Here is an 11,959-nt window from a genome sequence, read left to right on the forward strand (position 1 = left end):
TTTATTGAGAGTGAGGCAATTACCTGCCCACGTCAAATCATTGCTGTGCATCTTTGCGCGGCTGGCGCAGCACCTCGTTAATCTGCGGTTTATCGACCGGACCGGTAATGCGGTAGCGCAGAATGGAGACCTTGCTCCACAGCGGCCCCAGCACTTTGCTGGCGGCAAACACCGCCGCACCGACAATCGGGTTCACCACGAAGGCCGCCGCAACGCCCACGCTCGCGGAAATTTCCGGCGCCACCACGGCTTCCATATCCAGCTCGCGGCGCACGAGGTTGACCGAGCCTTTCATGGCGATATCCGCTTCCAGGCCATCCACCAGCGTATCGTCCGTATGCAGAACGCCGTCCTTGATCCACGCCGTACTGCGGATGGAATCGTAGTAGAACCCTTCGCTGAAGGTATCGCTGAAATCGAAGCGCAGCTTGCGCAGCAGCGCATCAAAACTCAGCAGGCGCAGGATCTGCCCGGCGCGCCCCGTGCTCACGTCGGCGATTTCACCTTTGCCGAAGCGGGTTTTCAGAATGCCGTTCAGCGAGGCCTCATCCGGCTTCCACGGGGCGTCGCGCCAGTGAAGATCGTAATCGACGTCAAATGACGAACCGCGCAGCGGCGTGCTGATGCCAAAGAAATTGGCTGCCGCATCCAGTTTGTTGCCTTTAATGTCTCCCTTGAGGGACGTTCGCTGCTCGCCCGGATTATTCACCCATTCCCCGCCTGCCGTCATGCGGCCAAAGCCGGTGTCGATCAATCCACCGGTGAGCGTAAGCGTATTTCCCTGAATGGCAAAATCACCGTCGATACGGCCATATTTCTGTCCCCACAGCCAGCACTCCGCGCAGCGCAGCTGGAGATCGGGCCAGCCGCTAAAATCGACGCGGGAGGTTTGACTCAGCGGCGAGGTATCCGCCGGTTTATCTTTACTCGCGGCGGCCGGGTTGTAGTAGAGATAGCGGATCGCCGCCTGCCACGGCGCGTGATCGCGCATGGTCAGCGTGCCGTTGATCTCCCGACCCTGGGCCTCCACTTTCGTACCGTTAGCAGCAGGCTGCGAGACAATACTCAGGTTGTTCCACTGCTGCCCACCCAGCATCAGCGACGGCGTGCGTACGGTAATGGTTTGCGGGAACTGGGCGGTTTCATCAACGTTTTGCCCAACGCCTTTCTGGAACAACGCCAGCCACTCTGCACCGTCCATCGGCGGCAGATTCAGCTCAACGCCCGTCTGCTCTGGCAGCGGCGGCGTGGAGCGGCTATCCGTCGTCCAGATGGCCCTGTCGAGAGTGAGCTTGCGGTTAAGCAGCCAGCGGCTGTTGAAGTGGTTCGTCCCGCCCGCGTTTCCGGTCAACGCGAAGCTGCTCAGGTTGCCCTCGACGTTCAGCTTCACCGGCAGCGGCTGTCCGGCCTGTTTATCCAGCGGCGCAGGCAGCTGGCTTCGAAGATTCTTCAGATCCCCCGTGATGTCGACCTTGTACTGGGCACCCGCGTGATAAGGCAGGTCGATTGCCACTTTACCCTGCCAGGCGACCGCCCCCTCCACCGACGCCTCAATCGGCTTCGGCAGGACATCCATTCGCGCTGGCTGCCAGTTACCGTCCAGATTGACGGCCACCTGATACGCCTTTTCACCCTCTGTGGTCGTGAAGTCGATATTCACGGGCTGATTAAACCAGCTGGCGGTCAGCGGCTCGCTCTTCAGGTTACCGTTCTCAAAGCTGAACTGCCCGCTGAGATTTTTCAGGGTGCTCTCAAGGGGTTTAATGTACAGACTGTTGTTCTTCAGACGGACGTCGCCTTTCGCGGTGGTCATCTCACCGTCCAGCGGGATATCAAGATGTAAGCGAGCATTCACATCGCCATCAAGCTGCAGCTGCTGAAGCGTCGCCGCCAGCGACTCTTTCAGGGGGGTCTCCTCAAAGTACGGTCCCACCGCCTTGCCGGGACCGTTGATGTCGGCATCAATCAGCAGCTTCTCTTTTGAGTAGTCCGGAATGTTGGCCGTCAGGTTGCTGGCCGTTACGCCGCCCAGCGCCACGCTGTCGGACTTCATCCACAGGCCGTCATTGAGGAAGTTAAGTTCGATATCCAGGTTTTTCAGCGCGGGCCAGCCCGGCTGGAACGCGAAGGTGGCGTCGTGCAGCGGCACCAGCACCTGGAACTGACCTTCATTATGTTTGTACGGGAACAGATGGGGGTTACCGCCGTAGACCAGCGTGGCGTTTTCCGCCTGACCGCCCTGAATTGCGCCGCTCAGATAGTCGACCAGCGCTTTACCCATCAGGTTTTCCGGGAAATAGCGCCAGGCCTGCGAGCCATCATCGGTACTGATTCCGGCCAGAATACCCAGCCACGGCTCGTCCCCCTGCGGTTGCAGATAGCGGAAGTCACCCCGCGCGTGTACCGCTTTGGCTTTGACGTCGATATGGCGACCATCGAGCTGGAAGCCCTTATCGTTACGGAGCCAGTTAAGCACTGCGTTGCCCTGTTCGATTTCCAGCGGTGCGCGGAAGACCGTCTCGTACGGCATTCTGGCGTCGTGCATATCAACCGTCAGCCTGCCGTTCTCCACGCTGCCTTCCAGCTTGCCGCTAAAGTGCTCCGCACCCGGCAGCAGCTTCCACTGCTTCCAGGCAAGATCTTTCCATGTTGCCTGGAAACGGGTTTTTTCCGTCGCCTGAAGCGGGATATCCAGCGCCAGAGAATCGATCTTTCCGCTCGGCTGCGTAGCCAGCCAGATCTCGCCCAGGTCTGGAGAGAGCTTTGCCGCCATTGAGCGCAGCCCTTCAATGGCGGCCAAATCCAGGTTGCTGGCGCGGATGCGCAGCTCGTCGCTGCGTTTACTGGCCGTGCCGCCAACGTCCTGCTCCGGCATCCAGGCCAGCGTCAGCGCACCGCGCGGCCACGGCTTGCCGTCCATCACGATCCGCGTATCGGGAATGGCAAACTGCCAGCCCTCTTTCTCCTGCGTCACGTGGGCGGTGAGGTTATCGACGGAAAGCTGATGCTGCTGTTTTTCGCCTTTCCAGCTCGCGCCCCCCTGCTTGAGCCAGATATCACCGCTGGCAAATTCGCCTTTCGTCAGGGTCAGCCAGCCTTCAAGGCTGAATCGGGCCGTTTCCAGCTGCATATTCTGCTGGAGCCAGTCGCCCAGCCACGGTTTGACGTCCACATCGTCGGCCTGCAGCCAGACTTTGCCGTTATTTAGCAGACCGTCATCGTCACGCAGATCCATGCGCACCTGCATCACGCCGTGCTGACCGTTCAGGCTGGAGAGACTCACCTGCCCCTCAGCGCGGTGCCGGTTCCTGCCGTTGAGCCAGGTCAGCTGGGGGATCGCCAGTTCCGCGCGCTGGCCGGAAAGGGTAATAAAGCTCACTTCGCTGTCGCGCAGATCGAAATGATCGAACTGACGCAGGAAAAGATCGCTAAAACGGTTGGCCTCAAGCCCCTGGCTGCTGTCGCCGCCCGAGATGGGCGTATTGGTCAGAAACTGGAGCTGATAAAAGGTAAGATCGCGAAACTGCCAGCGCAGATGCAGCAGGCTTTGCCAGACGTCCAGCGCCAGGGTCACGCGTTTGATTTTGAGGTGGCCGCCATCTTTCAGGCTGGCGTTGATATCCCGCACATCGAGCGTCGGGCCAAAGTTCTGCCAGCTGGCGCTTACCTGGCTGACGTTCACCGGCACGCCGGTGGTGGATTCGATTTTTGCCAGCAGCTGCGGACGCCAGCTGTCCAGATGCGGTAAAACGAGGCGTAGCCCGCTCACGAGCAACGCGACAATCACGACCAGCGTTGCCCCTGTAAGCAATAAAATCCCCGGCAATCGCCTCACGCATCTCTCCTTGTCAGCTTTGGTCACGCAGCGTACTGCGCTTACATCATCACGACGTCAAACTGCTCCTGGTTATAGAGCGGTTCAATTTGTACTTTTACCTGTTTGCCGACAAAGATTTCCACTTCCGCCAGCGCGTGTGACTCTTCGCCTTTCAGCGCTTCAGCCACCGCAGGGGAAGCATAGACCAGAAAACGATCGGAGTCGTAGGCATGATGAACACGGACGATTTCACGCATGATCTCGTAGCAGACCGTCTCAACCGTCTTTACCGTTCCGCGTCCATGGCAGGTCGGGCATTCATTACACAGCACATGCTCCACGCTCTCGCGGGTACGCTTACGCGTCATTTCCACCAGCCCCAGCTGTGAGAAGCCGTTGATGCTGGTTTTCACGCGATCTTTACTCAGGGCCTGCTCAAGCGAGTGCAGCACGCGGCGGCGATGGTCTTCATTACTCATATCGATGAAATCGATGATGATAATGCCGCCCAGATTGCGCAGACGAAGCTGGCGCGCAATGGCCTGCGTGGCCTCGATGTTGGTGTTGAAGATGGTGTCATCCAGGTTGCGATGGCCGACGAACGCGCCGGTGTTGATATCGACGGTGGTCATCGCTTCGGTCTGATCGATGATCAGATAGCCGCCGGACTTCAGCTCAACCTTACGCTCCAGGGCACGCTGGATCTCGTTTTCGACATCATAGAGATCGAAGATCGGCTGACGCCCGGTGTAGTGCTCCAGCAGGCCTGGCATCTCCGGGATATATTCGGCGGTAAACTCCAGCAGCGCTTCATACGTCAGGCGGGAATCCACGCGAATGCGGTCGAGCTGCGCGTCGGCAAAGTCACGCAGCACGCGCTGCGCCAGCGCCAGCTCACCATAGAGCTGATAGCGGGTCTGGTTGCGTTTTTTACGCTCCATCACTTTGGTCCAGACGCGCTTCAGGTAAGCCGCATCTGACGCCAGGTCTTCCTCGCTGATCCCTTCCGCGGCGGTGCGGATGATAAATCCGCCCTGTTCATCGCAGTAGGCGCTGACGACTTTCTTCAGGCGCTCGCGCTCGCTTTCGCTCTCAATACGCTGCGAAACGCCCACGTGCGACGCGCCGGGCATAAAGACCAGATAGCGGGAAGGTAAGGTGATATCGGTGGTCAGACGGGCGCCTTTGGTACCAAGAGGATCTTTCACCACCTGCACCATTAAGTCCTGCCCCTGACGCACCAGTTCAGAAATGTCGCGCACGGCAAACTGCTTTTGCTCTTCGCCCGCGACGCACTCGGTGTGCGGCATGATGTCGGAGGCATGTAAAAATGCCGCCTTATCCAGTCCAATATCTACAAAAGCCGCCTGCATACCCGGCAGTACACGACTGACACGACCTTTGTAGATATTGCCTACTATTCCGCGCCGCGCTTCACGCTCAATATGAATTTCCTGAAGAATGCCACCGTCAATATAGGCCACACGGGTTTCCGATGGCGTTACGTTTACCAACAATTCAGCCGTCATAATTATCCCTTCCCTCACGCAGTGAGTTAAAATTGCTCAGCAACTCATACGTTTCCACCAGCGGTAAGCCGACTACGGCGTGATAGCTGCCATGAATCTTCCTGACAAAACAGCCACCCAGCCCCTGAATACCGTATGCACCTGCTTTATCCATCGGTTCACCGCTGGCAATATAAGCGGCGATCTCGTCGTCGGTAAGTACTCTGAACGTGACATCCGTCACCACCAGGCAATCCAGCACGTGCTGGCGGTCCGCCAGCGCGACGGCCGTCATCACCTGATGCGTTTGCCCGGACATTTTGCGCAGCATGCGCGCCGCGTGTTCGGCGTCATGCGGTTTCTCCAGCACTTCACCGTTAAGGATAACGATGGTATCAGCTCCCAGCACGGGCAGATCGCGCGGCACGCAGGCCACGCCCGCCTGCGCTTTCTCGCGCGCCAGACGTGACACGTACTGTTGAGCACTTTCGCCCTCAGCACGTTTTTCTTCAATGCCGGTCACGATGCGTTCAAAAGAGACCCCAAGCTGCGTCAGGAGTTCCTGACGGCGCGGGGAGCCGGAAGCGAGATACAAAGACGTCATAGAAACCTTTTATTGCACAGCAAACTGCTGGCGAACCTTACGCATCAGCAGGAATAGCCACGGCCAGAGCACACCGTTTACTACACTACTCCAGAACACTTCCGGTCGGAAAGAGACGTTGATCACTAAAAACTCTGCCCAGAAAACAACGATATCCGCAGCAAGCGACAACAGCATCACGACCAGGGCCTGTTGCCAGAGCGCGAGGTTACGGAAGAGCTGGAATTTCAGTGCGACGAGGTACGCAATAATGCTCATGGACAAGGCGCGTACGCCCAGCGTAGAGCCACTAATGAGATCCAGTATGGCACCCATCACAAAACCCGTGCCGACATTTACGCGATGCGGCAGGGCAAGGATCCAGTAGAGCAAAATGAGCAAGACCCAGTTTGGCCGGAAAACGAGAATGTTATCCGGCCAGGGCATAATCTGCAGCAACAGTGCAATGAGGAACGAGAGCCAGATGACCCAGCGTCCCTGGCTACGATAGCTTGCCACTACTGCCCTCCCGAAGAGAGTTTAGGCGGTGGCGGCGCATCCGGCAGCGGCTGCGTTAACCCCGTTGCCGGTGCCGGGACTGGCGCAGGCGGCCCCATAGAGTCCGCAGGCGGGAGAACCTGCGGCATCATCTGCATCAGGCGTTCATTTGCCACACGATGGACCTCTTCAGGCGTCATCGGGTTAGTACCGTTACGATCGGCGCCCCACAGCAGCAGCAGGTAGCGCAGACGCTGTAAACCGGCGGTTGGACGCGCCTGAATCACGGTATAGGCACGCTGCGTATCCAGCTTCACCGAAGAGACCACCGCAACCGGATAGCCTTCAGGGAAGCGGCCACCCAGACCGGAGGTCACCAGCACGTCGCCCACGCGGATATCCGTGTTGGCCGGCAGGTGTTCCAGCTGCAGATCGTCCGTACAGCCGTTCCCGGCCGCAATCACGCGGATGTCGTTGCGCAGCACCTGGATCGGCAGCGCATGCGTGGCGTCGCAAATCAGCAGCACGCGGCTGGTCAGTTTGGCGACGGCAACAACCTGGCCTACTACGCCTTTATCGCTGATGACGGGCTGGCCTTCATACACCCCGTTGACGCTCCCTTTGTCGATCACAACCTGATCGCTGTAAGGGTCGTTCACGGTGGAGATCACCTGGGTAACCATCTTCTGCTCATCCTGACGCAGCGGCGAGCCGAGCAGCTCACGCAGACGCGCGTTTTCCTGCTTGTATTGCCCCAGCATCAGAAGTTCGCTGTTTTTCAGCAGCAGTTCCTGGCGTAATGCCCGGTTTTCAAGTTCGAGCTGGTCTCGTGAAGACAGCGTTTGAGAAACGGAGTCGAGCAGTTCACGGGGACCATTTGATATAAAGTAGAAAGGACTGACGGCGGTATCCATGTACGTTCGGATCTGGCTGAACGTACCGAGGCGGCTATCGGCAATAATGACCCCAAGCGCAACCAGAACCGCCAGAATGAGGCGAAACTGTAGCGATGGGCCACGGCTAAAAATTGGCTTCATAGGCTATGCGTATTCTCGCGTCAGAGAGAAAGGGTAGCAAATTGCTACCCTCTCAAACTCGACTACTCTTCGCTGAACAAATCGCCGCCGTGCATGTCGATCATTTCCAGCGCCTTGCCACCACCACGGGCGACGCAAGTCAGTGGATCTTCTGCAACTACGACAGGAATACCTGTCTCTTCCATTAACAGGCGGTCGAGGTTACGCAGCAGCGCACCACCACCGGTCAGAACCATACCGCGCTCGGAGATATCGGACGCCAGCTCTGGTGGGCACTGTTCCAGCGCGACCATTACCGCACTCACGATACCCGTCAGTGGCTCCTGCAGTGCTTCCAGAATTTCGTTGGAGTTCAGGGTGAAACCGCGTGGAACACCTTCAGCCAGGTTGCGGCCACGTACTTCGATCTCGCGCACTTCATCGCCCGGATATGCAGAGCCGATTTCGTGTTTGATACGCTCTGCGGTGGCTTCACCGATCAGAGAGCCGTAGTTACGGCGCACATAATTAATGATGGCTTCGTCGAAGCGGTCACCACCGATACGTACGGAAGAGGAGTACACCACGCCGTTCAGAGAGATAACGGCCACTTCAGTGGTACCACCACCGATATCCACCACCATGGAACCGGTCGCTTCAGACACAGGCAGACCTGCACCGATTGCCGCCGCCATTGGCTCTTCAATCAGGAACACTTCACGCGCACCTGCACCCTGAGCAGATTCACGGATTGCGCGACGCTCTACCTGGGTTGCGCCAACCGGCACACACACCAGAACACGCGGGCTTGGACGCATGAAGCTGTTGCTGTGAACCTGCTTGATGAAGTGCTGAAGCATTTTTTCAGTCACGAAGAAGTCAGCGATAACGCCGTCTTTCATTGGGCGAATAGCGGCGATGTTGCCAGGGGTACGACCCAGCATCTGCTTCGCGTCATGACCCACAGCGGCTACGCTTTTCGGCGAGCCTGCACGATCCTGACGAATGGCCACAACGGAAGGCTCATTCAATACGATGCCTTGTCCTTTTACATAAATAAGGGTATTCGCAGTACCCAGGTCAATGGACAGGTCATTGGAAAACATGCCACGAAATTTTTTCAACATACTAAGGGATAATCCTGAAAGCTGGGGCGGAAAACAAAATCCGCTTACTTTACCAACCACACGCAGCAGCGACAAGGCGCAAAAATCATCTGCAACGGTGAAAATTTGTGCAGTACGTTTCCTGATGTTACAAAATCATCCCCTGACTCCCTCAGGGCTGAGTAAACAGCAGCATTCCTTACTGACCTTTGTAACCCGTTAAAGGTCGTTCACTGGCTTTTTGCTCGACATACTCAAAGCTACAGGCGCGATATTCTACGTGAAAACAGCGTAAACGGCAGGTCAAACCGAGTATCTTTGCAAATATTTTTTCACATTGGTGTCAAGCGGCTGAGAGGCAGCAAAAAAATCCCCCTGACCACCCATTACACCGCGCTCTGTTAACATTTGCCATTCGCCTCTGGCGCGCACGCCCGCGGCAAACACCTGTGTTCGCGTTCCTTTGCACGCCTCAACCAGGCTCTGTACCAGCAGCTGGTTTTCCGTGCGCTTTTCAATATTCCTTACCAGCCCCGGATGTAGCTTTAATAGCTCCACATCCAGCTCCTTGATCCAGTTGGTGCTGACCAGCGTTAAACCTGCCTGCGTCACCGCGACGCGCGCGCCGAGCGCGTTGATCAAACGAACCACCGGACGTAACCGGCTGATGTGTTGACCTACATCCGCCTCAGCAAGTTCAAAAATAATGCGTTTGCGTTGCGATTTTTCGCATTGCATTAATGTATCACGCAGCCAGCGCTGAAAACGCGGGCGTATTAATGACTCCACGGTGACCTGTAACGCCAGGCTCTCTTCAGGCCAGAATGATAAAAACGGAATCAAGCGGCTAATTTGCTGACGGTCATACTCTTCGGACAGCCCAAATTGCAGCACCATTGGCAGATATTCCGCAGAAATAACCTCTTCCGTACCGTCAAAAATACGACACATCAGTTCACGGTGATGAACGTTGCCGTTTTTCATGACCGCGGGTTTTTGATAAATACGCGGTCCGCCGCGACTTAGCATTTGCTCAATCAACGTACGCCAGCGCACGTTACCGCGCCCTTTTTCCGGCAGCGAATCATCATAGACCGCCCATCCGTTCGCGCCCTGCAGCACGGCGTTGCGGGTGGCAGCTTCCGCATGCTCCATCACCTGTTCTGTCGATTGTCCGCCACGCCAGGCGCAGATCCCCATGTGGACCATATCGTCCCTGTCGAGCATTTTGCTCTGCGGCAGCGCATCAACCGCCTTCAGCAGCTGGCTGGCGATGCTTTCCGACTCCTTCAGCGTCCGATGCGGCAGCAACACGGCAAAGTCGCTGCGGTGGTAGCGGGCCAGCAGCGCGCCCGGGTAGCGCATAATAAAGGTGGAGAGCAGGTTGATCAGCGTAAAGAGATTTTCTTCCGCGGCCCGCTGTCCCCAGGTGTCGCGCAGGAGATCGAAATCAGGCAGGCGAATCATCATCACCACCCCGTGCGTCCCCACTTTTTCCGAATCGTCGAGCAGCGTGGCGAGCTGATTATCAAAGAAAAGGCGGTTGTTGAGGCCGGTTTTATTATCCTGCGCGGCATAGGAGCGGATCAGCGTATCCATACGGCTGCGCTGGTCGCTGGCAAACTGGATTTCCGAGAGCAGCGTATCCAGGGCGCTGCTGGCGCGTGACGGCCATTCGTGGACTGAACCACGGACATGCGGGCCGCGTTCACCGTTAAGGATCCGCACGGAGCGCATCTCCAGCAGCTCCTGGCCGGAGAGCTGGCGGCGCAGCCAGCGGACCGCGAGAAAGATCAGCAGGACGATAAACGCCACCGCGACGGTGAGCGGCGCGGTGGTCATCATGGAACGGAAATAGCTGGCCATCGGATCAAGATAGACCATGTGTATGGTCATCCCCGGATTTTTAAGGGAATGTACGGTCACTTCCCGATACTGGCTCACCACGCCCGCAGGCCGATAGCTTCCCGGGCGTTCGTGGCTTAACACACGATGCTTTCCCTGCTGAATGTCGATCTGAACAATATCAACAGGTACCATCAGCTCATCGAGCTCCCTGGAGAGTGCCGGTAGCGGCGTCGTCAGCAGACGCGTATCAATTACCGACGCGACAGACTGTACCCGGTTAACCAGTTTGTCCTGAATGGCGTTGTAAAAGCTCAGAGAGCAGCCCAGAAGGGTGACAAAAATGGTAAGCCCCGTCAGCAAGGTGATAAAAGCTGAGAACTTCGTCGTTAATCGCATCCTTGAGATTACTCCGTGGGTTGATGGGGTAGCGAGTAAGCGCTAACTTGCATTTCAAATGCGGCATACTACCAAATCGGGTGTATCTGGCAATTTATTGCGTTAAATCGGCACTGCGTTTCCCTGAGCGAGTATAGTCTTCAGAAATTATTTTCCAATCAAATGAGTCGAGAGGACCCCGTATGCAGGCTTTGATCTTAGAACAGCAGGACGGCAAAACGCTTGCCTCAGTGCAGGCGGTAGAAGAGAGTCGCCTGCCGGAAGGCGAAGTAACCGTCGACATCGACTGGTCCAGTTTAAATTATAAAGATGCGCTGGCGATTACCGGGAAGGGTAAAATCATCCGAAATTTCCCTATGGTGCCGGGTATTGATTTCGCTGGCCGGGTACATACCAGCGAGGATCCGCGCTTCCATCCGGGCCAGCAGGTCCTGCTCACCGGCTGGGGCGTAGGTGAAAATCACTGGGGCGGGCTGGCCACGCAGGCGCGCGTGAAGGGCGACTGGCTGGTGCCGATGCCGAAAGGTATGGATGGCCGCAAGGCGATGATCGTCGGCACGGCAGGCTTTACCGCGATGCTGTGCGTGATGGCGCTGGAAGACGCAGGCATCCGCCCTGAATCGGGGGAAGTTGTCGTCACCGGTGCCAGCGGGGGCGTGGGCAGCACGGCAGTGACGCTACTGCACAAGCTGGGCTATCAGGTTGCGGCGATTTCCGGTCGGGAAAGTACCCACGATTACCTGCGCCAGCTCGGTGCAAACCGCATTCTCAGCCGTGACGAATTCGCCGAAACCCGTCCACTGGAAAAACAGGTCTGGGCGGGCGCGGTGGATACCGTCGGTGATAAAGTGCTGGCAAAAGTCCTGGCGCAGATGAACTACGGCGGCTGCGTGGCCGCCTGCGGGCTGGCGGGCGGATTTGCCCTGCCAACCACCGTGATGCCATTCATTCTGCGTAACGTCCGCCTGCAGGGCGTGGATTCCGTGATGACACCTGCGGCTCGTCGTACTGAGGCATGGGAACGTCTGGTGCGCGATTTGCCGGCATCTTTCTACACCCAAAGCGCCACGGAGATTACGCTCAGCCAGGCACCGGACTATGCCAGTAAGATCATGGATAACCAGTTCCACGGTCGCGCGCTGGTGAAAATCGCCTAATCTTCAAATTTTCGTGACATATTCGCGCGA

Annotated in this window: 9 protein-coding genes; 2 read left to right on the top strand and 7 right to left on the bottom strand. The window is 57.3% G+C overall.

The annotated features are described in order from the left end of the window. Positions 1–37: 37 nt before the first annotated feature. The 6 genes from yhdP to mreB all read right to left on the bottom strand — a co-directional run bounded on the left by yhdP (position 38) and on the right by mreB (position 8,549). A complete protein-coding gene (yhdP, locus tag ACEPLT_RS20180; RefSeq protein ID WP_447088312.1) occupies positions 38–3,835 on the bottom strand; it encodes an AsmA2 domain-containing protein YhdP in 3,798 nt (1,265 codons plus the stop codon). A gap of 41 nt (positions 3,836–3,876) precedes the next feature. Then, complete coding sequence (gene rng, locus ACEPLT_RS20185) at positions 3,877–5,346, bottom strand: ribonuclease G (RefSeq protein WP_008502847.1); 1,470 nt, start codon at positions 5,344–5,346, stop codon at positions 3,877–3,879. After that, positions 5,336–5,929: a Maf family protein gene (locus ACEPLT_RS20190; protein ID WP_021242285.1), complete on the bottom strand. Its 594-nt coding sequence runs from the start codon at positions 5,927–5,929 to the stop codon at positions 5,336–5,338. The genes rng and ACEPLT_RS20190 overlap by 11 nt, the downstream gene beginning before the upstream one ends. A gap of 9 nt (positions 5,930–5,938) precedes the next feature. Beyond that, positions 5,939–6,427 carry a rod shape-determining protein MreD gene (gene mreD, locus ACEPLT_RS20195; protein WP_008502849.1) on the bottom strand — a complete coding sequence of 163 codons (489 nt, stop codon included), beginning with the start codon at positions 6,425–6,427 and terminating at the stop codon, positions 5,939–5,941. Next, entirely contained in the window at positions 6,427–7,443 is a 1,017-nt protein-coding gene (gene mreC / locus ACEPLT_RS20200; protein ID WP_008502850.1) for a rod shape-determining protein MreC, read from the bottom strand. Before mreC ends, mreD begins: the two co-directional genes overlap by 1 nt. A gap of 62 nt (positions 7,444–7,505) precedes the next feature. Then, complete coding sequence (mreB, locus tag ACEPLT_RS20205; RefSeq protein WP_000913396.1) at positions 7,506–8,549, bottom strand: rod shape-determining protein MreB; 1,044 nt, start codon at positions 8,547–8,549, stop codon at positions 7,506–7,508. On the opposite strand from mreB, the gene ACEPLT_RS20210 reads away from it, so the two are divergent. Further along, positions 8,518–8,751, top strand: a complete 234-nt coding sequence (locus ACEPLT_RS20210) for a hypothetical protein (RefSeq protein WP_162230876.1) — start codon at positions 8,518–8,520, stop codon at positions 8,749–8,751. The genes mreB and ACEPLT_RS20210 overlap by 32 nt on opposite strands. Before the next feature lie 80 nt (positions 8,752–8,831). On the opposite strand, the gene csrD is transcribed toward ACEPLT_RS20210, so the two are convergent. Beyond that, positions 8,832–10,772, bottom strand: a complete 1,941-nt coding sequence (gene csrD / locus ACEPLT_RS20215) for an RNase E specificity factor CsrD (protein ID WP_032675559.1) — start codon at positions 10,770–10,772, stop codon at positions 8,832–8,834. 182 nt (positions 10,773–10,954) lie between these two features. Here csrD and acuI point away from each other — a divergent pair, with 182 nt between their 5' ends. Then, positions 10,955–11,929: an acrylyl-CoA reductase (NADPH) gene (gene acuI, locus ACEPLT_RS20220; protein ID WP_232927485.1), complete on the top strand. Its 975-nt coding sequence runs from the start codon at positions 10,955–10,957 to the stop codon at positions 11,927–11,929. Positions 11,930–11,959: the final 30 nt, after the last annotated feature.

The organism is Enterobacter sp. fkY84-1, from assembly GCF_052974705.1.